At 60.9% G+C, this 26,769-nt stretch carries 26 protein-coding genes; 5 read left to right on the top strand and 21 right to left on the bottom strand.

The genetic code is table 11. The annotated features are described in order from the left end of the window. Nucleotides 1-32: 32 nt before the first annotated feature. Nucleotides 33-218 carry a DUF951 domain-containing protein gene (locus tag EDD77_RS07400; protein ID WP_058965125.1) on the bottom strand — a complete coding sequence of 62 codons (186 nt, stop codon included), beginning with the start codon at nucleotides 216-218 and terminating at the stop codon, nucleotides 33-35. Between the two features lie 158 nt (nucleotides 219-376). Here EDD77_RS07400 and EDD77_RS07395 point away from each other — a divergent pair, with 158 nt between their 5' ends. Both EDD77_RS07395 and EDD77_RS07390 read left to right on the top strand, forming a co-directional pair. Then, nucleotides 377-1,330, top strand: a complete 954-nt coding sequence (locus EDD77_RS07395) for a S1 RNA-binding domain-containing protein (protein WP_058965126.1) — start codon at nucleotides 377-379, stop codon at nucleotides 1,328-1,330. Between the two features lie 36 nt (nucleotides 1,331-1,366). Next, nucleotides 1,367-1,951, top strand: a complete 585-nt coding sequence (locus EDD77_RS07390; protein WP_058965127.1) for a DUF4364 family protein — start codon at nucleotides 1,367-1,369, stop codon at nucleotides 1,949-1,951. Nucleotides 1,952-2,044: 93 nt separating this feature from the next. Here the strand turns inward: EDD77_RS07390 and EDD77_RS07385 are convergent, their stop codons facing one another. The 5 genes from EDD77_RS07385 to EDD77_RS07365 all read right to left on the bottom strand — a co-directional run bounded on the left by EDD77_RS07385 (nucleotide 2,045) and on the right by EDD77_RS07365 (nucleotide 8,836). Then, complete coding sequence (locus EDD77_RS07385) at nucleotides 2,045-2,635, bottom strand: sugar transferase (protein ID WP_058965128.1); 591 nt, start codon at nucleotides 2,633-2,635, stop codon at nucleotides 2,045-2,047. A 30-nt stretch (nucleotides 2,636-2,665) separates the two neighbouring features. Continuing rightward, nucleotides 2,666-4,543 (bottom strand): polysaccharide biosynthesis protein, encoded by a 1,878-nt coding sequence (locus EDD77_RS07380; protein ID WP_058965129.1) that lies wholly within the window; start codon nucleotides 4,541-4,543, stop codon nucleotides 2,666-2,668. A gap of 350 nt (nucleotides 4,544-4,893) precedes the next feature. After that, nucleotides 4,894-6,369 carry a stage IV sporulation protein A gene (gene spoIVA, locus EDD77_RS07375; RefSeq protein ID WP_058965130.1) on the bottom strand — a complete coding sequence of 492 codons (1,476 nt, stop codon included), beginning with the start codon at nucleotides 6,367-6,369 and terminating at the stop codon, nucleotides 4,894-4,896. 18 nt (nucleotides 6,370-6,387) lie between these two features. After that, nucleotides 6,388-7,902: a DUF3794 and LysM peptidoglycan-binding domain-containing protein gene (locus EDD77_RS07370; RefSeq protein WP_058965131.1), complete on the bottom strand. Its 1,515-nt coding sequence runs from the start codon at nucleotides 7,900-7,902 to the stop codon at nucleotides 6,388-6,390. 283 nt (nucleotides 7,903-8,185) lie between these two features. Beyond that, nucleotides 8,186-8,836: a thiamine diphosphokinase gene (locus tag EDD77_RS07365; protein WP_058965132.1), complete on the bottom strand. Its 651-nt coding sequence runs from the start codon at nucleotides 8,834-8,836 to the stop codon at nucleotides 8,186-8,188. A 232-nt stretch (nucleotides 8,837-9,068) separates the two neighbouring features. Between EDD77_RS07365 and EDD77_RS07360 the strand changes: the two genes are divergently transcribed. Further along, a complete protein-coding gene (locus EDD77_RS07360; protein ID WP_058965133.1) occupies nucleotides 9,069-9,548 on the top strand; it encodes a DUF2798 domain-containing protein in 480 nt (159 codons plus the stop codon). Nucleotides 9,549-9,638: 90 nt separating this feature from the next. Here the strand turns inward: EDD77_RS07360 and rsgA are convergent, their stop codons facing one another. The 11 genes from rsgA to EDD77_RS07305 all read right to left on the bottom strand — a co-directional run bounded on the left by rsgA (nucleotide 9,639) and on the right by EDD77_RS07305 (nucleotide 21,177). After that, nucleotides 9,639-10,514, bottom strand: coding sequence for a ribosome small subunit-dependent GTPase A (gene rsgA / locus EDD77_RS07355; RefSeq protein WP_058965134.1), 876 nt, complete (start codon nucleotides 10,512-10,514; stop codon nucleotides 9,639-9,641). Nucleotides 10,515-10,617: 103 nt separating this feature from the next. Beyond that, nucleotides 10,618-12,525, bottom strand: coding sequence for a Stk1 family PASTA domain-containing Ser/Thr kinase (gene pknB, locus EDD77_RS07350; RefSeq protein WP_058965135.1), 1,908 nt, complete (start codon nucleotides 12,523-12,525; stop codon nucleotides 10,618-10,620). 1 nt (nucleotide 12,526) lies between these two features. Then, on the bottom strand, nucleotides 12,527-13,267 hold the full coding sequence (locus tag EDD77_RS07345) for a Stp1/IreP family PP2C-type Ser/Thr phosphatase (protein ID WP_058965136.1): 741 nt from the start codon (nucleotides 13,265-13,267) through the stop codon (nucleotides 12,527-12,529). Further along, nucleotides 13,264-14,304 carry a 23S rRNA (adenine(2503)-C(2))-methyltransferase RlmN gene (gene rlmN, locus EDD77_RS07340; RefSeq protein WP_058965137.1) on the bottom strand — a complete coding sequence of 347 codons (1,041 nt, stop codon included), beginning with the start codon at nucleotides 14,302-14,304 and terminating at the stop codon, nucleotides 13,264-13,266. Before rlmN ends, EDD77_RS07345 begins: the two co-directional genes overlap by 4 nt. Nucleotides 14,305-14,307: 3 nt before the next feature. Further along, nucleotides 14,308-15,612: a 16S rRNA (cytosine(967)-C(5))-methyltransferase RsmB gene (rsmB, locus tag EDD77_RS07335; protein WP_058965138.1), complete on the bottom strand. Its 1,305-nt coding sequence runs from the start codon at nucleotides 15,610-15,612 to the stop codon at nucleotides 14,308-14,310. A 24-nt stretch (nucleotides 15,613-15,636) separates the two neighbouring features. Further along, on the bottom strand, nucleotides 15,637-16,551 hold the full coding sequence (fmt, locus tag EDD77_RS07330; protein ID WP_058965139.1) for a methionyl-tRNA formyltransferase: 915 nt from the start codon (nucleotides 16,549-16,551) through the stop codon (nucleotides 15,637-15,639). Then, nucleotides 16,551-17,081: a peptide deformylase gene (gene def, locus EDD77_RS07325; protein ID WP_058965140.1), complete on the bottom strand. Its 531-nt coding sequence runs from the start codon at nucleotides 17,079-17,081 to the stop codon at nucleotides 16,551-16,553. Before def ends, fmt begins: the two co-directional genes overlap by 1 nt. Nucleotides 17,082-17,154: 73 nt before the next feature. Then, nucleotides 17,155-19,407, bottom strand: a complete 2,253-nt coding sequence (gene priA, locus EDD77_RS07320) for a replication restart helicase PriA (RefSeq protein WP_058965141.1) — start codon at nucleotides 19,405-19,407, stop codon at nucleotides 17,155-17,157. A gap of 34 nt (nucleotides 19,408-19,441) precedes the next feature. Continuing rightward, the gene (gene gmk / locus EDD77_RS07315) at nucleotides 19,442-20,014 is read right to left on the bottom strand and encodes a guanylate kinase (protein ID WP_058965142.1); all 573 of its coding nucleotides are present in this window, start codon (nucleotides 20,012-20,014) and stop codon (nucleotides 19,442-19,444) included. Next, nucleotides 20,007-20,285, bottom strand: a complete 279-nt coding sequence (gene remA, locus EDD77_RS07310; protein ID WP_058965143.1) for an extracellular matrix/biofilm regulator RemA — start codon at nucleotides 20,283-20,285, stop codon at nucleotides 20,007-20,009. The genes gmk and remA overlap by 8 nt, the downstream gene beginning before the upstream one ends. A 13-nt stretch (nucleotides 20,286-20,298) precedes the next feature. Next, nucleotides 20,299-21,177: a YicC/YloC family endoribonuclease gene (locus tag EDD77_RS07305; RefSeq protein ID WP_058965144.1), complete on the bottom strand. Its 879-nt coding sequence runs from the start codon at nucleotides 21,175-21,177 to the stop codon at nucleotides 20,299-20,301. 261 nt (nucleotides 21,178-21,438) lie between these two features. On the opposite strand from EDD77_RS07305, the gene EDD77_RS07300 reads away from it, so the two are divergent. Together EDD77_RS07300 and EDD77_RS07295 are read left to right on the top strand one after the other, a co-directional pair. Beyond that, complete coding sequence (locus EDD77_RS07300; protein WP_058965145.1) at nucleotides 21,439-22,209, top strand: heparan-alpha-glucosaminide N-acetyltransferase domain-containing protein; 771 nt, start codon at nucleotides 21,439-21,441, stop codon at nucleotides 22,207-22,209. A gap of 218 nt (nucleotides 22,210-22,427) precedes the next feature. Further along, nucleotides 22,428-23,825, top strand: coding sequence for a [FeFe] hydrogenase, group A (locus tag EDD77_RS07295; RefSeq protein ID WP_242868396.1), 1,398 nt, complete (start codon nucleotides 22,428-22,430; stop codon nucleotides 23,823-23,825). A gap of 101 nt (nucleotides 23,826-23,926) precedes the next feature. Here the strand turns inward: EDD77_RS07295 and EDD77_RS07290 are convergent, their stop codons facing one another. From EDD77_RS07290 to scpB, 4 genes are all read right to left on the bottom strand, one after another. Continuing rightward, nucleotides 23,927-24,769, bottom strand: coding sequence for a pseudouridine synthase (locus EDD77_RS07290; RefSeq protein WP_058965146.1), 843 nt, complete (start codon nucleotides 24,767-24,769; stop codon nucleotides 23,927-23,929). A 76-nt stretch (nucleotides 24,770-24,845) separates the two neighbouring features. Further along, the gene (gene ytfJ / locus EDD77_RS07285; RefSeq protein WP_058965147.1) at nucleotides 24,846-25,241 is read right to left on the bottom strand and encodes a GerW family sporulation protein; all 396 of its coding nucleotides are present in this window, start codon (nucleotides 25,239-25,241) and stop codon (nucleotides 24,846-24,848) included. A gap of 79 nt (nucleotides 25,242-25,320) precedes the next feature. Beyond that, entirely contained in the window at nucleotides 25,321-26,163 is an 843-nt protein-coding gene (locus EDD77_RS07280) for a DUF2953 domain-containing protein (RefSeq protein ID WP_058965148.1), read from the bottom strand. Nucleotides 26,164-26,200: 37 nt separating this feature from the next. Beyond that, nucleotides 26,201-26,767: an SMC-Scp complex subunit ScpB gene (gene scpB, locus EDD77_RS07275; RefSeq protein WP_058965149.1), complete on the bottom strand. Its 567-nt coding sequence runs from the start codon at nucleotides 26,765-26,767 to the stop codon at nucleotides 26,201-26,203. Nucleotides 26,768-26,769: the final 2 nt, after the last annotated feature.

The following is a 26,769-nucleotide window of genomic DNA, read 5'->3' as shown; positions in this document are numbered from 1 at the left end:
TTTTTGTGAAAAATGAAAAGAAACGCCAGCCGCTATTCTTCGCCGCGCAGGATCTTTTTGATGTTCTTTTCGATCTTGGCCCGGGGCACCATGACCTCGCGGCCGCAGCCGGTGCAGCGGATCTTGAAATCCATGCCCACACGCAGCACATCGAAGCAGCTTGCTCCGCAGGGATGGGGCTTTTTGGTGAGGATCTGATCCCCAACACGAACGTCCATAGGCGGCCTCCTTTTGTGTTTTTCCGGCATACAGCCGTTAACTAATACATTATACCCTATCTTGCGGAATTTGCAAATATCCCACCCGACGGGTGCATATATTTTTTTAAGCGGCCGCGGCCGCAATCTGAAACCAGTAGAAATGAGGATGAGGATTCATGGTGGAATATAAACCGGAGGGGCTTTGCCGCCCCGCGTGTGAACTGAGCAGTGCCCAGCTGGCCCAGGCGCTGACCCGAGGCGAGGTGCTGCAGGCCACGGCCCTTGCCTTCGACCGCCAGCAGCGGCTGCGGCTGGATTTGAACGGCCAACCCGCCTACATGGAGCACGACGACTGCGCCGACGGCATCGACTCCGGCCAGGTGCGGGAGATTGCGGTGCTCACCCGGGTGGGGCGGCCCACCTGTTTTGTGATCACCGGAGCCCCGGGGGCGGACGGAGCCTGGCGGCTTTCCCGCCGGCTGGCCCAGCGCCGCTGCCGGGAGGAGTATCTGGACCGGCTGCAGCCCGGAGACATTCTGCCCTGCCGGGTGACCCATATCGAATCCTTCGGGGCCTTTTGCGATGTGGGCTGCGGCATCAGCGCCCTGTTGCCCATCGACTGCCTTTCCGTCTCCCGCATCCAGAGCCCGGCGGACCGGGTACAGCTGGAGGAGGATCTGTTCTGCGTGATCAAAAGCCGGGACGAACAGGGCCGGCTGGTGCTGAGTCTGCGGGAGCTGCTGGGCACCTGGCAGGAAAACGCGGGCCGGTTTGCCGTAGGCGAAACGGTGGTGGGCATTGTGCGAAGCATCGAGGACTATGGGGTGTTCATCGAGATCGCACCCAATCTGGCGGGCCTTGCCGAGCGCACCGAAGGGCTGCGGCTGGGCCAGCCGGTGAGCGTTTACATCAAGAGCATTCTGCCGGATAAAATGAAGCTGAAGCTGGTGATCGTGAACCGGGAGCTGAGCGAGCCGCTGCGCTTTGCCCTGCCCTACACCCAAACCGAGGGTCACATCGACCGCTGGGTCTATTCCACCCCCTTCAGCCGCAAGCACATCGAAACGGAATTTGAAACCGAAGCCCGGGCAGCTGCCGGGCCTTGCGCAGGCGAACAAATCCTTTTATAATAGTAACAGTACACCTAAGAAAAGGAAGTGTTTGCTGTGGCCGGAAATGCATTTACCTTTGGCGTAAAGCCGGGCGGCCTGACCGACCGATCCCAGGTGAGCATCCTTTTGTGCTACCTGATCCGCACCGCCGCACCCCTGTGCCGGCAGGATATTGAAAACGCGCTGCTGGGCGAGCAGCTGGTGAATTATTTTGAGCTGGCCGGGAGCCTGGCCGATCTGGAGGATCAGGGCCTTGTGACCGTGGACGAAAACGGCGGCTACCACATCACCCCCAAGGGCATTTCGGTGACCGACGAGCTGGGCTTTGACCTGTTGCCCCGCAGTGTGCGGGAGACCGCCATCCGGGCGGTGATCCGGGCGCAGCAGTGGGTGCGCAAGGCCGCCCAGCACCAGACTCAGGTGACCAAAACCGACCAGGGCTATGTGGTGCACTGCTCCATCAATGAGCTGGGCAGCGAGGTGTTCGGCCTTTCCTTCACCTTACCCGACCCTCTGACCGCTGAAATGGTGAAGAACGCCTTCATCGAAAAGGGCAGCGAGATCTACGCCCTGCTTCTGGAAACGATGACCACCGATTCCACCCGGCAGGAAGAGCCGGACAGCACTGTCAAAGGCTGACGCGCTCCCCTTCCCTTTTGTACCGAACACAAACAAAACCGCCGCCGTGCATTTTACCTTGCACGGCGGCGGTTTTTCTTTGTTTTTGTAAATTCAGGGCTGCTTGCCTTCCACGATACCCTCGTGGTGCAGCACGCTGCGGATGGTTCCGAAGAAGATCTTCACGTCCAGCCCGAAGCTCAGATGCTGAACGTAATAACCGTCCAGCTCCGCCTTTTTGGGGATGGGCAGCTCGTCGCGGCCATGGATCTGGGCATAGCCGGTCAGGCCGGGCACGCAGTCGTTGGCACCGTACTTGTCCCGCTCGGCAATCAAATCGTCCTGATTCCAGAGCGCAGGGCGCGGGCCGATGATGCTCATTTCGCCCTTGAAGATGTTGAACAGCTGGGGCAGCTCGTCCAGGCTGGTCTTGCGCAGAAAATGTCCGATGGGGGTGATGAAGGCATCCGGATTTTCCAGCAGATGCGTGGGCATATCCTTGGGGGTATCCGTGCGCATGCTGCGGAACTTATAAATCTGGAAATAGGTTTTGCCCTTGCCCACCCGCTTCTGGCAGAAAAGCACCGGCCCCGGGGACGAAAACTTGACGCACAGGGCCAGAATCGCCAGCAGCGGCGACAGCACCACGATGGCGCAGAGCGAAAGCACCCAGTCAATCACACGCTTGATCACATTGCGATACATGAAACATTCCTCCTAGCTGGTCTCGCCCTGTCAGGCGGGTTCCTGCCCACAGTTGGTCTTGTGGTGGAAGGTGGGCACCATGTCGATGAGCGCCTGCACCAGATTGTCGCTGTTGTTGGTGTAGGCGATCTGCTTCAAAGTCATCAGGTGATCGAAGAAGGTCTGGTTGTTCAGCTTGAGGGGCGCGCCAATGTAGATCTTCCGGTTTTCGGTCTTGCGCAGGCCCTCCTCGTCCATCAGCAGCTCCTCAAACAGCTTTTCGCCGGGGCGCAGGCCGGTGAACACGATCTGAATGTCCTTGTAGGGAATGAAGCCGGAGAGCTTGATCAGGTTCTCGGCCAGATCCAGAATGCGCATGGGCTTGCCCATGTCCAGCACGAAGATCTCGCCGCCGGTGGCCATGGAACCGGCCTCCAGCACCAGGCTCACCGCCTCGGAGATGGTCATGAAATAGCGCACGATGTCCGGGTGTGTTACCGTGACCGGGCCGCCGCAGGCAATCTGCTCCTTGAACAGGGGGATTACCGAACCGTTGGAGCCCAGCACGTTGCCGAAGCGAACCGCCGCAAACCGGGTCTTGCTTCGCTGGGCCATGGCCTGCACGATCATCTCGCACACGCGCTTGGTGGCGCCCATCACGTTGGTGGGGTTCACCGCCTTGTCGGTGGAAATCAGCACAAACCGCTCGGCCCCGTACCGGTCCGCCGAGCTGGCCACGTTGAAGGTGCCGAACACGTTGTTCTTCACCGCTTCCTCCGGGCTGTCCTCCATCAGGGGCACATGCTTGTGGGCGGCGGCGTGGAACACAATCTCGGGGCGGTAGCGCTCAAACAGAGCATCCATCTTTTTGGAATCACGCACCGAGGCAATCTGCACCTGCAGATCCAGCTTGTCGCCATATTTGCGGCGCAGCTCCTGCTGGATGGCGTAGGCGCTGTTCTCGTAGATATCCACCAGAAGCAGCTCCTTGGGCTCGCAGGACGCAATCTGACGGCACAGCTCGGAACCGATGGAACCGCCGCCGCCGGTGACCATGACCCGCTTGCCCCGCAGGAATTCCGCAATCCGAACGGATAGCTGAACCTCTTCCCGGCCCAGCAGATCCTCCACCTTCACATCGCGGATGCGGGAGGCAAGATCCTGCCCGTCGGTGATCATCTTCACAATATCCGGCAGGATCTTGATGTTGCACTTGGTCTTGTTGCAGATGGACAGCACCCGCCGCTTGTTTTCCTCGTCCATGGTGGGAATGGCCAGCAGAATGCTCTCGATTTCACACTGCTCCACAATCTCGGGGATGTCCTCAGTGGTGCCCATGATCTGGATGCCCATGATGTAGCGGCCCTGCTTTTCCGGCGCATCGTCCACACAGCAGATGATGTTCATATCCGGGCTGGGCTTTTTGAACTGTTCATGCAGAAGGGTGCTGGCCGCATCGCCCGCACCGATCAGCAGGGTACGGCGGGCTTTCTGGCCGCCCTTTTTGCCCAGCTTCACGTTCCGGTACATCCGGTACACCAGGCGGGAATACATGGTCACACCCGCCGAGAACATGGCGCTGAGGAAGTAGACCGAAGTGGGCACCTGACTGCCTGTTCCCTGGAAGATGAGCATGGAGCTGGCCACAAACAGAAAAATTGCAATGGCCGAACCGGTACACAGCCGGAAGAACTCTACCACTTCGGCGTAACGCCACAGACTGTCGTACATACCCATCAGGCCGTAGACGATCTCGAAGCAGCTGACGAACAGAAAACAGCTGGCCACCAGCAGGCTGGAATACTGTGCGTAGGGCGCACGTCCGCTGATCAGCACCCAGGGCGCCAGATAACAGACCGTGAGGGCGCAGATGTCGAACAGCATCAGGATCTGCTTGCGGAATCTGCTCAGGATCGCACCGATCTTCATTGACAAATTCTATCACCAAACTTTGTTTTTGTTTTCAGCCGGACCCCGGGCACGACAAATAGTGCCCTGCCGGCGATCCACAGGACACCATGCCCCATTGTTCCGGATAACCCCGCCTTTTCCCGCTTGGAAAGCGCCGACATATTCGGCGCAGCTACGCCGCCTTCGCAATGCAGCGTAAATGGTGCAGTGTTATCCCTTGTGTTTTCTTGTAATTTTACACTATTTTCACCAAAGAATCAATGTTTTTGCGTCCGGTTCACCTCATTGGGGTTAGTTTGCACCATTTTCACACAAAAAAGCCGCCGTATTCTGCCGATACGGCGGCTTTTTTCAGAATCTCTTTTTTGTTACAGAATAATACAGATCAGACCGGTGCAGCCCTCATTGATCACCCGTTCCAGCGTCTCCTGCAGGCGGGCGCGGGCCTCCTGGGGCATGTGCAGCAGCTTGTTCTGCAGCCCCTCGTTTACCAGCTCATGCAGGCTCTTGCCAAAAATATTGGACTGCCAGATCTTCAGCGGATCCTGTTCAAAATCGTGCAGAAGGCTGACCACCAGCTCCTCCGACTGCTTTTCCGAGCCCACAATGGGCGAAATCTCGGTGTTGATGGTAGCCTTCAGCAGATGAATGGACGGTGCGCTGGCCCGCAGCCGCACCCCGTAGCGGCCGCCTTGATGCACAATCTCCGGTTCCTCCAGCCGCAGCTCGCTGATGGTGGGCATCACGATGCCGTAGCCAGTGGCCTCCACCTGCTCCAGCGCGCTGCGAATCTTCTCGTACTCCCGCTTGGCACGGGCCAACCCGATGATACAGGGCATCAGGCTGGCTTCGTCACAGATTTCCAGACCGGTGGTCTCGCCCAGAACCTGATAGAAAATCTCCGGCCGCAGCTCCAATTCCAGTACCACCCGGCCGGTGGCCAGCTCCAGCGAGCGGATGCGGGAGGCCTTCAGTGCCTCGCACTGCACCGGATCCTCCCGGCAGGCCACATCCTTCATCTGGGCCACCGAGTCCGCATATTCCCGGGCCGCAGCATAGACCTGCTGCTGCAGCCAGTGATCCGGCTCCAGCATGGTAATCCATTTGGGCATGGCGAAGGCGATCTCCTTCACCTCAAACTCATAGAGGACGCTTTGCAGAATCTTGCCGATGGCAGCCCGGTCCAGATCCAGGCAGCTGACCGGAATCACCGTATGGCCATATTCCTGCTCCATCTGCTGGGCCAGCTGGTACACATCCGGCTTATGGGGATCCACGCAGTTGAGCAGAATCACAAAGGGTTTGTTGATTTCATCCAGCTCGGCAATGACCTGGGTCTCCGCCGCCCGGTATTTTTCCCGGGGAATGTCGCTGATGGAGCCGTCGGTGGTAATGACCAGCCCGATGGTGGAATGCTCCCGGATCACCTTGCGGGTGCCGGTCTGGGCCGCCTGGTCGAAGGGAATCTCCTCCTCAAACCAGGGGCTTTTCACCATGCGGGGCTTTTCGTCCTCCTCGTGGCCCATGGCTCCTTCTACCATATAGCCCACACAGTCGATGAGCCGGGTCTTGAAGCTGCCGCCGCCCTCCAGCTCGATGGTGACGGCGGTCTCCGGAATGAATTTCGGCTCGGTGGTCATGATGGTGCGCCCCGCGGCGGACTGGGGCAGTTCGTCCCTCGCCCGGTTCTTCACCGCCGGGCTGGTAAGCTGGGGCAGCACCAGCTCCTCCATGAATTTTTTGATGAAGGTACTTTTGCCGGTGCGCACCGGCCCCACCACGCCAATGTAAATATCGCCGCCGGTGCGGGCCGCGATGTCCTTGTATACGCCCTGGGTTTCCATTGGATTCCTCCCCTCCTTTCACATACTGGCCGGTACCAGCAGCCGGGTCGCCTGGGTGATGCGGGTGTCCTCCAGCTGGTTGCTTTTCAGCATGGCCGCCGGCGACACATGGTACCGCTTGGCGATCTCGAATACGTCCTCACCGGGAGCCGCGTAGTAGATACGCAGGGCAATGTCCGGCTCCGGCTGCTCCAGTGCTTCGCCGCACTCCACCTGCTCCAGCGCGGTCTGCCAGCTGCGCTTGAACACAAGGCCATCCAGCCGAATGCGGGCGCTCAGGGTCATCTCGGCCCCGTTTTTACGCACGTCGATGTCGGTAACGGTGGGCCAGCACTCGCAGCGATATTCCTCCGGGCTGCCCGGCCAGGGCGGATTAAGGGTGTATTCAAAGCTCTTGTCGTAGCAGTCGATCTCGCCCAGCGAGTTCATGCAGAACACATGGGCGCTGGCCCGGCCGGTCAGCTGTACCCCCTGCCCCACAGCTGTGAGCTCCGGTAGACCGGGCAGCACAAAGCAATGGATGATCTGGGCCTCCTCGTCCGGCAGCGCGCCGCCGGTCTGGGCCTCGCATTCCTGCGCGAGGGTCTGGAACAGCTGCTCGGTGAGGATGCGCTGACTGCTCACCTGGGTCTCGAACCGGGTGGAGAAGGCGTCACTGACCAGATAGCACTCATTTTTACGCCACACCCGCAGATGCAGCGCCGCGGTGGCGGTGATGGTGTGGCCGCCCTCCTGCGCCGCAGCCATCACGGTGCAGCCGGTGAGCTCGGCGGATGCAAAGCACTCGCTGTCCTCCGGCACGCCCTCCAGATCCAGAATCTGATTGAAGGGTACCCGCTGCTGGGTCTGCTCCATCTGATAGCCGGGGCCGGTGCGGTACAAAAGGCTCACCTGAATGGCGCCCTTCACCACCGCCTTGCCGGAAATCAGTTTCACCTCCTCCACCTGGCCCACGCCGGCCACATCCAGAATGGCCTGGGGCGGCTGGGCAAACTGCAGCTGTTCCTCCGCGGTGATCATCTTATCCAGGCTGGCCAAACACTTGACCCCCTCCACCGATTCCATCCGCTGCTCGATGCCGCAGTCTGCCAGAGCCGTGATCACCTCCTGATCGGTTCGGCAGGCCACCCGGGCACTGAGGGCATAGGCCCCCCGCAGATCCACCCGGCGCTGGTTCACCGCCCGGCAGTTCAGATATTCCAGCTGCCCTCCCACCTGAACGCTGTAACCGGAATAATCCCCCTCCGGCAGGTCCATGGCCCGGGTGAAGGGCAGCTTCTGTTCGGTCTGGCACAGGCTCTGATCCTCCTCGGCCTGATAATACACCACACACCGCAGGTAGCCGTCCACGGTCAGGCGGCCGGCCGTGATCTGTTTTTGCAGCGGCACCAGGTAGACGAAGCATTTTATGATCTTGAACACCTGCGGCAGATAATCCGGAATAAGGATCTCCGCCTCCACCGGAAGCTCTGCCTTGGTTTCACACAGGCTCCCCATGGCGGACAGCGAATCCCTGAATACCTTCAATTCCATTTTTTCGCCCCTTTCGCGCGTTTCTAGTCCCATGTATATGCGCGCTGTGGGCAAGCCATACCCCTTTTTGCAGGCAAAAAGGGCCCGCCGCCTGCAAACACACAGGCAGCGGGCCCTTCTTCAATGAGGTCAGGTTCCGTTTTCCTTCTTGATTTTGAACAGCGCCCGCAGCACTCCTGCCAGGCATTTGGGGCTTTTGACCACGATCACTTGCATTGCCGTTTCCCTCCCTTGTGACTGATGGTTTTGCTTCAGTATATCCATCCGCCCCGGGATTTGTGCATCATTGGCCCAGCTGATGATCCTTTCTGGTGCGAATCACCAGCAAAGCACCCTCCCGCACCGTGATAACGGCTCCGCCGGGCAGGGTCTCGTTGCTTACCCCCAGCGGGAAGTCCACCGTGGTGAGGGTTGCGTCCTCCAGTGTGTATTTGGCGCCCTGCTCGCACACGCCCTCGGCCCTGCCCTCCAGCGGCAGCACCGAAAAGTATTCCTCCGGCTCGTAGGGCAGCTCCAGACGCCCGCCGGGCATCAGGTAGCAGAGCAGGCTGTCCTCATCGGCCAGCGTCACCTGCACGCCCTGCTTTTCCAGCCAGAGGCCGGTACCGATGTTGGCCAGCGTATGCTCCAGCCGGTGGCCACCCAGCGCCCCCAGCAGTAAAACCTGTGAAAAACCCTTTTCCACCGCCAGCTTCGCGGCGTAGTGGGTGTCGGTGTCGTCCTTGACCCGGGGCAGCACCACAGCGCCAGTCCCTTCCGGCTCAGGTGCACTGTCGAAATCCCCCAGAATCACATCCGGTTCCCGCCCCAGAATCTTCCGGGTACTCTGGTAGCCGCCATCGCAGGCGATCAGATAGTCGCCGGGCCGCAGCAGCTCCTTCATGGAGGCTGCCAGTGGCGCGGCCGACACGATCACGCATCGTGTTTGCTGCATACGATTCTCCTTTCCGCGCCCCCCTTGGGGGCGGCAGAGCTTACGCCTGATTGTACCACACTGCCGCCCGGGATGCAAACCGCCCTTTGCCTTTTGGAAAAAACAGTGGTATAATAAATTCAAACAGAAAACTGCCATGAGTCTGGCACAATAGAAATAAGTCGTTACGGCGTAGTCTATTCATCCGATGGACTGGGCCGTTTTCTTATTTTAAGAAGGAGTGTTTTCTATCATGCCAAAGACAAAACTGGAAGAACTGGTGTATGGCCTGCTGATGACTCTGTTCATGGTGCTGGCCATGGAGCTTTATAACACCGGCCTGCGCATGGGCGGGCTGACCAACGCGGGGATTCTGGCCGCATTGCCGGAAACGCTGATCATCTTTCCCATCTGCTTTGTGATGGGCTTCTGCTTTGTGGACCGGTTCGCTCCGCGCATCGCCTTCCGTCTGGTGGATCCGGCGGTGGACCGGCCAATTTTTGTGATTCTGGCCCGTGCCAGCATCACGGTGGCGTTCATGTGCCCCATCATGAGCTTCTGGGCCACGGTCATTTTCAAGCGGCCGGGTTGGGAGTTTGTACCCTGCTGGCTGCAGACCGTTGCCTGCAATTTCCCCATGGCGTTTTTCTGGCAGATCTTTTTCTGCGGGCCGCTGGTTCGTTTTTTGTTCCGTCTGCTGTTCCGCCGGGGCAAAACCTCCTCTGCGGCATAAATTCCCCCCATCCTCTTTCTCCCCATCAAAATGCCCCGCGCATGCCGTTTCCGGCACACGCGGGGCATTTTTTGTTTATCAGAGAAGCGGTCAGCGCAGCTCCCAGTCCTTGATGTCCTTCACTTCGTCGTACATGGCGGCGTAGCTGTCGTATCGGCTCTGGCTGATTTTGCCCTCCTTCAGGGCTTCCAGCACCGCACAGCCCTTTTCGGCCCGGTGAGCACAGCCGGTGAACTTACATTCGTGCACATAGGGCGCAAATTCCGGAAAAGCGTATTGCAGATTCTCTTTGGGAATGTAGCAGGCTTTGCCGGTATCCAGGCTGGCAAAGCCCGGGGTATCGGCCACATAACCGCCAAAGGCCTCGAAGATTTCCACCTCGCGGGTGGTGTGGCGGCCGCGGCCCAGCTTCTGGCTGATGGAGCCGGTCTGCTGGGCAAGGTCGGGCAGAAGGGCGTTGAGCAGAGTGCTCTTCCCTACGCCGGAGTTGCCGCAGAACGCGCAGAGCTTGCCCCGGATCATGGCTTTGATCTCCTCCAGACCGCCGCCGGTGGCATGGTCAATCACCACCACCGGCAGGGTGGACAGCGCATAGGCTTCGGTCAGCTTTTCGGTGCTGGCTAGGTCGCCCTTGGTGAACACCAGCACCGGCTGAACCTCCTTGTCCACCGCGATGGCAGTGAGCTTGTCCAGCACCAGCGTGCTGGGCACCGGCTGGGTGGTGCTGGCCACAATGAACAGCACATCCAGATTGGCAATGGGCGGCCGCACGAACACATTCCGGCGGGGCGCAATCTCGGCAATCACATTGCCGCCGTTCTCCACCTCCACCGTGACCCGGTCGCCCGCCACCGGGGTAATGCCCCGTTTGCGGAAGATGCCCTTGGCCTTGCATTCCAGCAGCTCATCGCCGCACTGCACATAGTAAAACCCGCCGATTCCTTTTTTGATGTATCCTTCCGGCATAGTAATGCGTTCCTTTCCCTGCATTCCCTTGATTGTACCAGTTCAAAAGGCCGGGCCGCAGATGCCACGGCCCGGCCCGAACGACGTGTGATTTCAGTCAGAATCAATCGTCCTCTTGATTCTGCATGGTATCCGAATTGCCCTGATCCGGAGTAACCACCACCGGCGGCTGTGTCGCACTGGGGGTGGGACTGGGCGTAGGTTCCGGAGTAGGCTCCGGTGTGGGTTCCGGGGTCGGTTCCGGGGTGGGCTCCGGCCCCAGCGACACGGTGTAGCCCACCGTGGTATTGATGCGTACCAAAGTGCCCGACTCGTAGGTCTGGTCAATTACACGGCCCGCCTCATACTCGCTGCTGTAAGCCTCGGTACGGGTACCGGTGCGCAGGTTGCTGGCGGTCAGAGCCTTCTGGGCGTCCGCCTCGGTCAGACCGATCAGCTGGGGCACCGAACGCTCCAGATCCACCTTCTTCTGGCTCACATACATGGTCACGGTGGAACCGCTGGCCACCTGTTCGCCGTTGGCGGGATCGGTGCGGATTACGCTGCCCTCCGGTACGGTGTCGTCCGCCTCATTCACCCGGCGTACCTGCAGGCCCTCGTTCTTCAGAGCCTCCTCCGCTTCGGATGCAGTCCAGCCGTTCACCGACGGGATATTCACATACAATGTGCCGATGCTTACCTTCAGGGTGACCTTCTGGCCCTCCTTCACGGTACGGGGCCCACGGGGCGACTGGCTGATGATGATGCCTTCCTCGGTCTCACTGCTGTTCACCATTTCCGCGGTCAGGCTGAGGGTATCGCTGTACTGGGCCTTCACTTCCTCCCAGTTCATACCGGTGAAGTCCGGCAGTTCCACGTCCTCCTTGCTGCTGAACAGGGGGTTGGTGGAATTTGCAAAGATCATAAAGCACAGAATGGCGGAGCCCAGGGCGAAGGCCGTGGCCATGCCCGCCAGCACCGGCAGCAGGCCGATGCGTTTTTTCTTCTTTTTCCGGCTGCGGGTACCTGTGGTATGGCCCTGACCGCTGCGGGAAGCCTGCTGGCTGCCGGTGCGCCCAGTGCGCTGACCAGTGCGCCGCGGATCGTTCTGACCGGAGCCGGATCTGCTTTGTTTAACCACCTTGTCAATATACCTCGACGGCGAATCCTCTGTTAAATACTCATACTCAAACCGGATGCTGGGGTTGCGTTTGAACTCCTCAATGTCCTCCAGCATGGCGCGGGCGCTGGGATATCGCCGGTTCGGGTCCTTCGCCATGGCCCGGGCGGTGATGTCCTGCAATGCCTGCGGCACATCCGGTGCGATCTGCCCCAGAGGGACAGCCTTGTCTGAAATCTGCTTGATGGCCACCGAGACCGCATCGTCCGATTCAAAGGGCAGCTTGCCGGACAGCATCTCGTACAGCATAATGCCCACGGAATAAATGTCTGCCTTGGCGTCGGTCACGTCGCCCTTCGCCTGCTCGGGGCTGATGTAATGCACCGAACCGATGGCCTTGTTGCTCACCATCTGGCTCTCGGCGCGGGAGAAGCGGGCGATGCCAAAGTCCATGATTTTGACCTTGCCATCCGTCAGCAGCATGATGTTCTGGGGCTTGATGTCCCGGTGAACCACACCCTTCCGGTGTGCGTGATCCAGAGCATCCAGAATCTGCTCGGTGAAATGCACCACCTCTTTCCAGGTGAGGGGTTCGCCCCGGCGGGTCATGTACTCCTTCAGAGTAATGCCGTCGATGTATTCCATCACGATGTACTGGAGCTTGTCGGTGACCGACACATCGAACACCTTCACGATGCCCGGATGGTCCAGAATGGAGATGGCCTTGGACTCATTTTTAAACCGGTAGACCAGCTCCGGATTTTCCAGGAATTCCTCCCGCAGGACCTTCACCGCAACCACGCGCTGGTTTTTCAGGTCCACACCCTTATACACATTGGCCATGCCGCCCACGCCCACCAGCTCTTCCAGCAGGTAGCGGCCGTCCAGCTTTTTGCCTATCAGTTGATCCATCTCAGTCCTCCGTTTGCTCTACCTCGATCAGCAGGGCGGTGATGTTATCCTGCCCGCCTGCCTGGAGCGCCTGCTCCACCAGCCGCCGCGGCACCGTGAAAAACGGATTGTGCTGGATGATGGCCAGCAGCTGGCCGTCCGGCACCACGCCGGAAAGCCCGTCGCTGCACATGAGGATCACGTCGCCGGGCTGGGCGGGCATGCTGGAATAATCAGCCCGAACCCCCGGCTCCACTCCGAGCGCTTTGGTAATGAGGTTCTTGTGGGGATAGTTCTCGGCCTCCTCGGTGGTCAGCCGACCCGCTTCCACCAGCTCCTGCACCATGGAATGATCCCGGGTGAGCTGGCTGATCTGGCCCTCCCGGCAGAGATAGGCCCGGGAGTCGCCCACATGGGCCACATGCAGGGTGTCGTGCCGCACCAGGCAGCACACGGCGGTGGTGCCCATGCCCTTGTTTTCCGGATGCGCCTGAGCCTGATCGTAGATAGCCCGGTTGGCCTGGGTGACGCAGTGCATCAGAAAGGCCCGCTCCTGCCCCTTGGGCAGGTTTTTCAGCCCGCTTTCAAAGCAGGACTCCATGGTATCGGTGGCGATCTGTGCCGCCAGCTGACCCGATGCCGCACCGCCCATACCATCGCACACAACGGCCCAGACGGTGTCGTCCGGCAGGCGGGCGGCCCGGTAATTGTCCTGATTTTCACTGCGGCAGCTGCCGATATCGGTTTTGCCGGCCAGTTTCATGGCTGTTCCTCCTTTGCTGCCTCCCGCCGCAGCTGGCCGCAGGCAGCGCTGATGTCGCTGCCCAGACGGCGGCGCACGGTGGCGTTCACCCCCAGCTCGGTGAGCATATTCTGGAAGCGCTTCACATTCTCCGCATCGGTGGCGGAATAGGGGCTGCCGTCCACCGGGTTGATGGGAATCAGGTTCACATGAGCCCCCATTCCCCGGATGAGCTTTGCCAGCTCCTTTGCGGTGGCGGGGCTGTCGTTCACGCCCCGCACCATGGAATATTCAAAGCTGATGCGCCGGCCGGTAACCTTCTGGTAGCGGCGGCAGGCGGCGATCAGTTCTTCCACCGGGTATGCATCGTTCACCGGCATCATCTGGCTGCGCATGGCGTTGTTGGGCGCATGCAGCGAGATGGAAAGGGTGAGCTGCAGCTTCTTTTCCGCCAGCCTGTCGATCTGGGGCACGATGCCGCAGGTGGACAGGCTGATGTTTCGCATGCCGATGTTCACGCCCTCGGGGCTGGAGATGATGGTGAGAAAATCCATCACGTTGTCGAAGTTGTCCAGCGGTTCACCGATGCCCATAAGCACAATGTGGGAGATGCGCTCTCCGATGTCCTTCTGGGCGGCGTAGATCTCCGCCGCGATCTCCCCGGCTTCCAGATTGCGCACCCGGCCTGCCTGGGTGGAGGCGCAGAACCGGCAGCCCATGCGGCAGCCCACCTGGGTGGACACGCACACGGTGTTACCATAATTATAGCGCATTACCACCGTCTCGATGCAGTTGCCGTCCGCCAGACGGAAAAGATATTTCACCGTGCCGTCCCTGGACTGCTGCCGCCGCTGGATGACGGGAGCCGCAATGTAGTACTCCTCTTCCAGCTTCGCCAGCAGCGCCTTGGGCTGGTCGGTCATGGCCGAAAACTCGGTGACCAGCTTCTGGTGCAGCCAGTGAAATATCTGTTTCGCCCGGAAGGCGGGCTGGCCCATGGCTTTCAGCTGCTCGGCCAGCTGCTCAAGGGTGTAGGATGAAATACAGGTTTTCTGCATGGTTCACAACTTCTCCATAATGGCAATAAAAAATCCGTCCGGCCCGGCCTTGCCCGGCAACAGGGTCAGCATGCCGTCCTCCACCCGTGCGCCTTCGGGCACGAAGGGGGGCGAAACCAGCCGGAAATCGGCGTTTTGCTCCAAAAAGGCCCGCACGATGTTCTGGTTCTCCCGCGGGTCGATGGTGCAGGTGGAATACACGATGCGGCCGCCCTGCTTCACATAACGAGCGGCAGTGGCCAGAATCTTCGCCTGCAGCCCGTGCAGCTGCTCTACACCGTCCATGGTTTTGTAGCGGATGTCCGGTTTTTTGGCAATGATGCCAAGGCCGGAACAGGGTACGTCACATAAGACCCGATCCGCCCCGGCAAATTCTTCCCGGTAGACGGAGGCGTCATTGTGCAGTACCTTCACATTGGTAAGGCCCGCACGGGCGGCGGCCTTTTCGATCAGCGGCAGGCGGCTTTCCACCGCGTCGCAGCTGATGAGGGTGCCGGTGTTCTCCATATCCTGGCCGATGGTCAGGGTTTTGCCACCCGGCGCGGCGCACAAATCCAGCACCTTCTCGCCGGGTCTGGCCTGCAGGCTGTAAGCCGCCAGCTGGGAGGCCTGGCCCTGCACATGGTAAAGCCCTTTCTGAAAGGCCTCGGTGGCCGCCGGGCTGCCGGTGAATTTCGCCAGCAGCGTGTTCGCCAGACAGCCCGGCTCCACCTCCACTCCTTCCGCTTCCAGCAATCCGGTCAGCTGGGCGGGAGTGGTTTTCAGCGGGTTGCAACGCAGGGCCACCCGGGGCGTTTCAAAAAATGCCTGCAGAATCTGCTCGCATTCTTCCGGGTAATTTTTTTGCAGCAGCTTTACCACCGGCAGGCCCACGGAATACTGGATGCTCAGCCGCTCGGCCTCAGTTTTGAAGGTGGCCGCGGCCGGATCCTGCGCAACGGCCTTGCGCAGCACCGCGTTCACAAGGCCGGCGGCGCTGGATTTTTTCAGCGCCCGACACAGACTCACCGACTCGTTCACCGCCACCGCACGGGGCACCTGCATGTAACGGGCCTGATACAGGCCGCTGCGCAGGATGGCCCGCACCTGAGGATCCAGCTTGCTCAGCGGGCGGCTCAGGCAGTTCGCCAGCGCCCAGTCCAGCGTGAGCAGCCGCTCGGTGACGCCGTAGAACAGGGCGCTCACAAAGGCCCGATCCCGGCCGTTCAGATCCTGATGCTCCAGAACTGCGTTCAGTACCAGATTGGCAAAGCCGCTCTCCTCCTGGCGAACCAGTGCCTGAACCGCGATGCGGCGGGCTTTATCCATAAACGTGTTCCTCCAATGGTAAAATTACAGCCGGTCGCCCGCTTTCAGGCGGCGGCCCGCCGCCCAGGCGGAGCCCGCCATGGGCTTGGAGCCCTCCGGCACCACCTCGTCCAGCTCCAGCGCGCCCTCGGCGCAGGCGATGGTGAGGGGTTTGATGCTCAGTACGGTGCCCGGCGCGCCGCTTCCGGCGGCCACATGGCTTTTGCGCACCTTGATCTTTTTGCCCTCCTGCTCGAAGTAGGCCACCGGCCAGGGATTCATGCCCCGCACCAGATCGTGCAGCTTCTGAGCAGGCTGATCAAAGGCAAAGCGGGCCATCTCCTTGGTCAGGGGCGGGGCCAGCGTGGCCTTGCTGTGATCCTGCGGGGTGCGCACGGCAGTGCCCGCGGCGATGGAGGCAATGGTCTCCACCAGCGTTTTTGCGCCCTGCGCGGTGATCCGCTCGAACAGCTCGCCGCTGGTCTCTTCGGGGCCGATGGTCACCGGGGCGACGTTCAGGATGTCGCCGGTGTCCAGGCCCTCGTCCAGATACATGATGGAGACGCCGGTCTCCTTATCGCCGTTGATCACCGACCACTGCACCGGTGCGGCGCCCCGGTACTTGGGCAGCAGCGAAACGTGCAGATTGATGCAGCCCTTGGGCGGCACGCACAGCACCTCCGGCGGCAGAATACGGCCGTAGGCCACCACCACGATCAGCTCGGGGGCCAGCTCCCGGATCTGCTGCTGCACCTCTTCGGTGCGCAGGGTCTTGGGCTGGTAAACCGGCAGATTATGCTCCAGCGCCAGCTGCTTTACCGGCGGGGCTGTGAGAATCTGCTTGCGTCCCACCGGCTTATCCTCGCGGGTGAACACGCCGCACACCTCATGCCCCGCTTCCAGAACGGCAGCCAGGCTGGCGGCGGCAATGTCCGGCGTGCCCATAAACAGAATGCGCATTATTCCTCGTCCTCTTCGATCTCGTCCGGGTAATCGTCCTCATAGAAATGATCGGCCAGATCCATGATGGTGATGCCGTCCAGATGGTTGGTCTCGTGGCAGAAGCAGCGGGCCAGCATCTCCTCGGCTTCCATTTCAAAGGTCTCGCCGTGGCGATCCTGAGCGCGGATTTTCACCTTGCGGGGGCGGCTGATGGCGCCGTTGTGGCCCGGGAAGGACAGGCAGCCCTCGTACAGAGTTACCTCATCCTCAGACTCCTCCAGAATCTCCGGGTTGATGCACTCGATGAACTTGGGCTCGTAGCCCTCGGGCATGGTGCCATCCTCCGGCAGGTCGCGCTCGTCCAGAGCGATGAACAGGCGGCGCATCACGCCCACCTGAGGGCCGGCCAGGCCCAGACCGCCCGCGTCAATCAGGGTTTCCTTCATGTCGTCCAGCAGGGTTGCCAGACGGTCGTCAAAATTGGTCACGGGGCGGCAGACCTTTTTCAGAATGGGATCGCCGTCCTGCACGATGGTACGCAGAGCCATAGAAGTTTATCCTCCTTAAAATGAGCCGGCGGGAAGGGCCGGCGAGATTGGTTGATGAAATGTGCCCGATGGGTCAGTCGCCGTCGGAATTGAAGTCCAGCGTCACCGACGCTTTGGACGGCAGGCCCTCGTCGCTGTAAGCCGCCAGCACCCTGCCCAGCACCTGACGGAACGCCCGGTCGTTGCGGCATTTGATGGTGAGCTTGTAGCGATAGCGGTCCTTGACCATGACAATGTTCATGGGTGCGGGGCCTAAAATCCGCAGCGGCATGCCCGGATGAGCGCTTGCCTCGATGCCCAGCAGCCGGGCAAAGCGGGCGGCCGCCTGCATGGTGCGGTTTTCGTCCGCGCCGCTGAAGGCGGCAATGCAGACGCTGCAAAAAGGCGGATACAGGCAGATCTTGCGGAACATGATCTCCTGATCGAAAAACGCCTCGTAGTTCTGGGCCGCCGCCAGATTCAAAGTGGAATTCTCCGGGTCCATGGTCTGGATCAGCGCCCGGCCTGCGGCCCCGGCCCGGCCGGAGCGGCCGATCACCTGGGTCACCAGCGAGAACACGTTCTCCACCGCCCGGAACCCTTGCGAAAAGAGCAGCGAGTCGATGCCCAGCACGCCCACCAGCGTCACCTTTTCAAAATCAAGGCCCTTGGCCACCATCTGGGTGCCCAGCATGATGTCGTATTCGCCCCGGGCAAAGGCAGCCAGCATGTTTTCGTGGGCGTTTTTCTGGCTGGTGGAATCCTGATCCATGCGAAGCACCCGGGCGTTCGGGAACAGCTCCGCCAGTTCCTCCTCCACCCGCTGGGTGCCAAAGCCGGTATAGCGCACCTTTCCGCCGCATTCCGGGCAGACGGTGGGCACCGGCGAAATCGCCTTGCCGCAATAGTGGCAAAGCAGCTTGTTTTCCGATTTATGATACACCATGGGAACGCTGCAGCTGGAGCATTTGATCACCTGCCCGCAGCCGGAGCACATACCCACGGTCTTGTAGCCCCGTCGGTTGAGCAGCAGAATCGCCTGCTCGCCCCGGGCCAGTGTCTGGCGGATACGCCCGGCCAGCGCAGTGCTGATGCTGCCGGAGTTGCCGGCGGCCAGCTCAGCCCGCATATCCACCATTTCCACCGCGGGCAGCGGCTGGCCCGCATAGCGCCGGGTGAGTTTATACAGGGTATAGCGCCCCTCCAGCGCGGCCTGATAGCTTTCCACACTGGGGGTGGCCGATGCAAACAGCACCAGCGCGCCGTGATCCACGGCCCGGCGCTTGGCCACCTCCCGGGCGTCAAAGCGTGGTGCACTTTCCGACCGGTAGGTGTGCTCCTGCTCCTCATCCAGCACGATCAGGCCGATGTTTTTCAGCGGCGCGAACACCGCGCTGCGGGTTCCCACCACGATGTCGGCCCCGCCGGACTGGATCATCTGCCATTGCAGAAGGCGCTCGGTGTGGTTGAGCGCCGAGTGCTGCACCGCCACCCGCCCGCCGAAGGTCTGCTTCAGGCGGCGGATCATCTGGGGGGTCAGGCTGATCTCCGGCACCAGCACCAGAGCGGTTTTGCCCAGTTCCAGCGTATGCTGGATCAGCTTCAGAAACACCAGCGTTTTGCCGCTGGCGGTCACCCCGTAAAGCAGGGCGGCGCTGGGCTTGTTTCCGTCCATCTGGGCGCACAGGCCGTTGTACACCTGCTGCTGCTCCTCACTGAGGACGATCGGGTCGTTTGTCTGCGGGATATGGCTGAACAGGTCCAGAACCTTGTCCACCTGCCGTTTTTCCAGCACACCCTTTTCGCACAGGTTATCCAGCACCGCACGGCTCAGGCCCAGCTGGGCCAGCGCGCTCTGGGGTAACGGGCCGTTTTGCAGCGCCGCCACCGCTGCCTGCTGCTTGGCGGTGGGCTTTGGTTTTTCGGGCAGAGTGCCCACGAGGGAATATTCCGGTTCGGTGTGGCGCACCAGCTGCTTTTGCAGTCGGGGGCCATTCTCGGTTTCCACCGGTTTATATTGTGCCCCATAGGGGATGATGGCCTTCACCGCCTCGTACCAGGTGCAGAAGGTGCGCTCCTTCAAAAAGCGCACCAGACCCAGCAGCTCGTCGGTGAGGCGGGCGTTTTCCGGCGCTGCATCGAACAGTTCCTTGCAGCGGCCGGCTTCCTCCTGCTGGCCGGTGGCCAGCACCACGCCCATGCGGGGCTTATTGCCCCGGCCAAAGGGCACCAGCACCATGCCCCCCGGAACCACCGGATGGGCCAGTGTGGGGGGCACAAGATAGGTATAGAGCTTGTCAAAATGAAACGTGGCGCCGCTTACTGCCACCTGGACTGTTTGCAGCACCGTGCCGCGCTCCCTTCCGCCCGCCGGGGGCGGGTCACTCTTCTTCCTGCTGATACTTCTGAATCAGGCCGTAGATTTCCTCGGCGCACTCGTCCACGGTGTCGTTGATCACAACCTCGTTGTAATCCACCGCGTACTCCATCTCCTCCACCGCGCGGGCCAGACGCTTCTTGATGTCCTCCTCGCTCTCGGTGCCGCGGCCGCGCAGCCGCTCTTCCAGCTCGCCATAGCTCGGCGGCCGCACAAAGATGGTCACCGCGCCGGGATAGATGCGCTTCACGTTGCCCGCGCCGATCACCTCGATGACCAGAATCACGGTGGTGCCGTTGTTGATGCGCTTATCCACCTCGGACTTGGGGGTGCCGTAGTAGTTGCCGCAGTATTCGGCATACTCCAGAATTTCGCCCGCCTGAATGCGGCGCTCGAACTCCTCACGGGTCAGGTAAACATAGTTCACCCCGTCCTTTTCGCCGGGGCGGATCTCACGAGTGGTGGCGGAAACCGAAACCTCGATCTCCGGGTGCAGCTCCATCAGCCGCTTGACCACCGTGTCCTTGCCGGAGCCGGAAGGCCCGGAGATCACGATCAGATGGCGTTCTTTATTCATTGTCCAGCTCGTCCTCCATTTCATCGTCGGCATCGTCGTTGTCGTTCAGGCGGTTGGCCACGGTCTCCGGCTGCACGGCGGACAGGATCACATGGTCGGAATCCATGATGATCACCGCGCGGGTGCGGCGGCCGTAGGTGGCGTCGATCAGTGCGCCCTTGTCCCGCGCTTCCTGCACAATGCGCTTGATGGGCGCGGACTCCGGGCTCACGATGGCGATCAGCCGGTTGGCGCTGACCATGTTGCCGAAGCCGATGTTGATCAGTTTCATGCTCTGGCTCTCCTTATTCGATGTTCTGGATCTGCTCGCGGATCTTTTCGATCTCGGCCTTGGTGTCCACCACAATGCGGGTGATGGCAATGTCCTGGCACTTGGAGCCGATGGTGTTGGTCTCCCGGTTCAGCTCCTGGGTCAAAAAGTCCAGCTTGCGGCCCACCGGGCCGTCGCTTTCCAGAATCTCACGGTACTGGGCGATGTGGCTGCGCAGGCGCACCGTTTCCTCATCCACGGCGGTTTTATCGCCGAAGATGGCGGCCTCGGTGAGGATGCGGGCCTCGTCGATGTTCTGATCCTGCAGAATGGTCTGCAGCCGGGTGTACAGCTTCTGGGTGTAGGCCTGCACCCGCTCGGCGCTGCCTTCCTCCACCTTGCCCACGTTGGCCTCGATGGTGGCCAGGCGGCTCATCACGTCCGCCTTCAGCTTTTCGCCCTCCTTCGCCCGCATAGCCACGAAGTTTTCCAGCGCGGTGCGGCAGACCGTGCTCACATCCTGCCACAGCTGCTCCTCGTCCACATCCGCGTGGCGCACGCTCAGAACATCCGGGTAGCGGGCGATGAGCCCGGCGGTGGCGTCGTTCTTCACGCCCAGCTGATCGGCCAGCTTGGCCAGCGCGTCGGCGTAGCTTTTTGCCAGCGGCAGGTCAACCTCCACCGCCACATCCTGGCTGCCCACGCTCTGCATCTGCAGGCTCAGTTCCACCTTGCCCCGGCTGATGCTTTCGCTGAGCAGCTTTTTCAGCTTGTCGTCCAGAAAGGCACAGCTGCGGGGGATGCGGGAGGAATACTCAAAATAACGGGAGTTTACGCTTTTGATCTCGACGGTGATATCCCGCCCGTTCAGGATCGCTTCGCCGCGGCCGTAGCCGGTCATGCTCAAAGCCATTGATAAAGGCACCTCGTTCCCTGTTGGATCGCTCCTTGGATTGTTCGGGGATGCCGCCGAAAGCGGCCGGCATGGCTCTGCGCGCGCTGCTGATCCGGCCGCAGACACATTTCCCCATTTAAATATACATGCTATTATTCTACTCGGTTTGGCGCTTCATTGCAAGTTTTTTATCATTCCTGACCCTCCTGCCCTTGTTTTGCCCGCCGCCTTATATTACAATGGATGCGTTGATTTTCCGGCTTTTGGGGGAGGGGTTTCATGCAGACGAGGGAACGCTGGCATCTGATCGACGGGCTGCGGGGCCTGGCACTGGCCAACATGGTGCTGTATCACCTTTTATTTGATGTCTATGTGATCTGGGGCTTTGACCCGCTTTGGCCTGCCCGCTGGCCGGTTCGGGTGTGGGAGCGGTGCATCTGCTGCTCCTTCATCTTCATCAGTGGCCTGTGCTGGCACTGGGGCAGGCGGCACGCACTGCGCCGTGGCCTTGTGCTCAACGGCTGCGGGCTACTGATTACCGCCGTTACTCTGGTCGCCGTTCCGGAGCAGGCGGTGTGGTGCGGGGTGCTCACCTTTCTGGGCTGTGCCACATTGCTCACCATCCCGGTGGACCGGCTGCTGCAGGGCCGATGGGCCGTAGCCGGCCTTGCGGTGAGCCTTGTGCTGCTGGCGGTGTTCTGGCCGGTAAACCGGGGCTGGCTGGGCTTTGGCGCATTGCAGCTCTGGCAGCTGCCGGACGCGCTTTACCATTCCCGGCTGCTCACGGTGCTGGGCTTCCCCTTTGCGGGCTTTTCCTCCAGCGACTATTTTTCCATTCTGCCCTGGTATTTTCTCTTCCTGGCCGGCTACTTCGCCCGGCCGTTGCTGTTCGCCAATGAGCAGGTAAAAAAAATGGCCCGGCTGCGGCTTCCTCTGCTGGATTGGCTGGGCCGCAAAAGCCTGCCGGTCTATCTGGTACACCAGCCTTTGTGCATGGCGGTGTGCATGGTGTTTCTTTCGCCTGCATCACCGTTCTGCCTTGTAAACTGAATTTTGTTTTTCCGCGGCGCTCTTTTCCAAACAAAAAGGGCGCTGTTTTTGCGTCCGGGGCCACCTTCTGTCCACTTATGTGCGAACCTGCCAAAACAAAGAAAAACATTTTGTTTGCTTTGTCAGTTGATATTATTAATAATTATTACTATAATTAAGACCCGGCTATTTCCGGATTTTGGAAGGAAGAATACATAACCTATTATAAAGAAAGGAATGTGAGGAAACTGAACCACCTGCCCTTATCCGTCCGCGTCCCCATTGAGGAGGACAATCCCAGCATCCTGCGCCATGAAGATGCCTGCATCCGGTGTGGCATGTGCAAGGAGGCCTGTACCAACCTGATGGGGGTGCACGGCAGCTACACGCTGGAAGAAACCGGCAACCGCGCCATCTGCATCTACTGCGGCCAGTGCGCCAACGTTTGCCCGGTAGACAGCATTGTGGAACGGGATGAATGCCCCCAGGTTCGTCAGGCAGCCGCCGACCCCGACCGGGTGCTGGTGGTCAGCACCTCGCCCTCGGTTCGCGCCGCGCTGGGCGAAGAATTCGGCATGGAGCCCGGCGCCTTTGTGGAAGGCAAAATGGTGGCGCTGCTGCGCGCACTGGGGGCCGACTATGTGCTGGACACCAACTTCGCCGCCGACCTGACCATTGTGGAGGAGGCCAGCGAGCTGATCCGCCGCATCACCGAAAAGGATCGCCCCCTGCCCCAGTTCACCAGCTGCTGCCCCGGCTGGGTACACTTTGCCGAGATGTATGCCCCCGAGCTGCTGCCCCATCTGTCCACCGCAAAAAGCCCCATCGGCATGCAGGGCCCCACGGTGAAAACCTATTTTGCAAAAAAGATGGGACTGGATCCGGAAAAAATCGTGCATGTGGCCCTCACCCCCTGCACCGCCAAGAAGTTTGAAATCCGCCGCGGAGAGCTGCACGGCGCCGCGGATCATCTGGGCATTCCCGGCCTGCGGGACACCGATCAGGTAATCACCACCCGGGAGCTGGCCCGCTGGGCAAAGGCCGAAGGTGTGGACTGGAACGCGCTGGAGGATTCCGCCTACGACTCCCTGATGGGTCAGGCCTCCGGCGCGGGCGTGATCTTCGGCAACACCGGCGGTGTAATGGAGGCTGCCCTGCGCACCGCCTACGCCTACATCACCGGCGAAAGCGCCCCTCAGAGCCTGCTAAACCTGACCCCGGTTCGCGGGTACGAGGGCGTGCGGGAGGCTCAGGTGGCAATCGGCGACCAGACGCTTCAGGTTGCGGTGGTTTACGGCACTGCCAACGCCCGGGCCTTCCTGCAGCGCATGAAGGAAAGCGGCAGGCAGTACCATTTCGTGGAGGTCATGGCCTGCCCCGGCGGCTGCATCGGCGGCGGCGGTCAGCCCAAGAACATCATGCGGGATGCGGACGAAACCCGCAAACAGCGCATCGCCGCCCTTTACCGGCGGGACGGCTCCATGGAGCTGCGCACCAGCCACGAAAACCCGGAGATCAAGCATGTCTACGAGGAATTCTACGGTCAGCCCCTCAGCGAGATGGCCGAGCAGATGCTGCACACCAGCTACCGGGATTGCAGCGGTCTGCTGAAAGGCCAGCCCGTTTCCGGCGAATAACCCTCTTTTCTGCCCACAGAACAGCAAGCACAGCAAAGGCCCCCGGCCTGCCGCAGAACGCGGCGGACCGGGGGCCTTTTTTTAATGGATTCAGGGTGCGATCAGCCGCGCCGGGGCCGGCTGGGCCGGGAGGGGGCGGTGGTGCGCTTTTTCTGGTGCTCACGGCGCTGCTCGGCAGCCTCCTGAGCACGCTGGGTCTGGGAGCGGGCCTTGCCCTTCTGAGCGGCGGCGCGCAGGGCGGCCACCTCGCTCTTGGTCAGCTCCCGGTACTGGCCGGGCTGAAGCATGCCCAGCTTCACCGCGCCCATGGCGCTGCGGCGCAGGCGGATCACTTCCAGGCCCACTGCCTCGCACATGCGGCGGATCTGCCGGTTCTTGCCCTCCTTGATGGTCATTTCCATCACGGTACGGCCCGGCTCATCCACCACCACGTTGATCACCGCAGGCTGGGTCACGCTGCCGTCGTCCAGAGTAACGCCCTTGCTCAGGGCAATGACCTGGCTCTCGTCTGCGCGGGGACGCACGGTAACCCGGTAGAGCTTGCTCACACCATGGGAGGGGTGCATCATCAGGTTGGCGAAGCCGCCGTCGTTGGTGAGCAGCAGCAGGCCCTCGCTGTCCTTATCCAGACGGCCCACCGGGAATACCCGCACCGGGTAATCGGCCAGCAGATCCATCACGGTCTTGCGGCCCCGCTCGTCGCTGGTGGTGGTCACAAAGCCACGGGGCTTGTGCAGCATCAGGTAGTGATATTCCTGCTTTTTCTCCAGTCGGATGCGCTGACCGTCGATGCTCAGGGTATCGCGATTCACATCCATCTTATCGCCCAGATTCACCGGGTGGCCGTTCACCTTCACCCGGCCCTCCAGAATGATCTGTTCCGCCGCGCGGCGGGAGCACATGCCCTGCTCGGCCATTACCTTTTGTACTCGTTCCAATGCCATAATCCGTTCCTCATATTCTCTGTTGGTTGATTGGAGAAAAAGCGGGCGGCAGATTGAACATGCCGCCCGACCTGGTTTACTGTTTCTGTTCCGGGTCGGCCGCGGCGGCCTCGCCCTTGTTCAGCAGGCCGGTGAGCTTGTCCACCAGCTCAGGCACCATGTTCAGCGCCCGGTCCACCGTGCTGTTGTGATCCGCCAGCTGGATGGTGCGCACGTTGCCGTCCTTGATGACCAGGAAGGCCACCGGGGTGACCGACACGCCCGCGCCGCTTCCGCCGCCGAACAGCTCCTTGGTGGTCTTTGCGCCAAAGTCGGAACCGCCGGACGCAAAGCCAAAGGTGACCTTGGACACCGGCAGAATGGTGGTGCCTTCCAGTGTGATGGGTTCGCCGATGATGGTGTTGGAGCCAACCATCTCGCGGACCTTGTCCAGGGTAACGCTCATCATACCCTCAAGCGGACGTTCAGCCATAGTCGTTTTCCTCCTGTGATGCAACCGGCCTTGCAAAGCCGGGGTGTTTCGTTGTGGTTCTGTCTGAGCCGGGCGGCCGTCAGATCAGCTTCTCCTTGCGAAGGCGAAGCAGCGCCCAGACTCCTGTTATTACCATTATAATCAGATGGGACGTGATTTTACAAGAGAAATGTTCCTGCCCCTGATGTTCGCCGGTGTAATCCGGCTCGATGACCAGCTGCTCCATGCGCAGATCCAGAAAGTTCTGCAGCATACCGAAGCTGGCGCCAAGGCCCGCGTGCACCGCGCCCACAGCCAGTGCGGTGGATGCGGCGTTTTCCCGGTGCACGGGCAGATAGATCCGGATATGGTGGATCTTGAAGCCTTCCAGCAGGCGGCGCAGAATCTGGCCGCCGGTGCGCACCCAGGTGAGCACCCAGTCTACGGTTTCCTGCAGGGTTTTTTCCGTTTTTTTCGGAGCTTCCTGCTTTGGCGGGGTCTTGTCCGCCTTGCGCTGCGGCGGCTGGGCGGCGACTTTTCCGGTCTGCCGGGCGGCGGGCTGAGGCGTTCCCTCTTTTTGTGCGGGCTCTGTTTTCTGCTCCGCCTGCACGGAAGAAGCTACCGGTTCCACCGGTTTTTCCGCCGGAGCTGCCAATTTTTCCTCCGCCGGTTTAACCGCCGCCTGCGTCGGCTTTGGTTGCACCGGCCCGGTTTTTTCCTGTTTCGGCTTTCGGGGCTTCTTTTGTTTTTTCGGCTTTTCCGGTTTCTCCGGGCGGGGATACAGCCGCACCCTCACCGCCAGCACCCGCAGCGCGGCAGTGAATTTGCCCTGTTCATAGCAGAGCTCAGCGGTCACCGGAACCAGAAGCGCGGCGATGAGCAGCGCCAGAAGCACCAGCAGAATCCAACCGATTCCCTTCAGAATCAGCCATACAACGGCCATCGGCTCGCCTCCTTACCCGTTGTTGCGTGTAGATAAATCAGGCCTGCGCTTCGCCTGTGCTGCCTGCCATCTCCAGCTGGACGCCGTCGCCTTCATGCAGCGGGGGCAGCTGTTCCAGTGTGGCCAGACCGAAGGTGCGCAGAAACACCTCGGTGGTACACAGGCTGATGGGCCGGCCGGGCAGATCCAGCCGTCCGGCTTCCTCCACCAGCCCCTTTTCCATCAGCTTTGCGATGGTGGACGAGGAGTCCACGCCGCGCACCTGCTCCACAAAGCCGCGGGATACCGGCTGATTGTAGGCGATGATGGCCAGCACCTCCAGCGCCGCCTGAGAAAGCGGCGTGTTGCGCCGGTTGTCCAGTACCCGCTTCACCGGTTCCTGCACGGCGGTTTTGGTGGCCATCTGCCATTTGTCGCCCAGGGGCAGGATGCACAGGCCCCGGTCCGCCTTTTCATATTCCTTTTGCAACTGCTCCAGAATGGCCACCGTCTGATCCTTCGGGATCTCCAGCGCCTCGGCAATCTTGTCCGCTCCGATGGCATCGCCATGGGCGAACAGGACGGCCTCCACAGCCGCCTTATATTCCTTTTCCTTCTGTGTCATGC

The sequence above is a fragment of the Allofournierella massiliensis genome (assembly GCF_004345265.1).
Classification (GTDB): Bacteria; Bacillota; Clostridia; order Oscillospirales; family Ruminococcaceae; genus Allofournierella; species Allofournierella massiliensis.
This window is presented reverse-complemented; position numbering and strand designations above follow the sequence as displayed.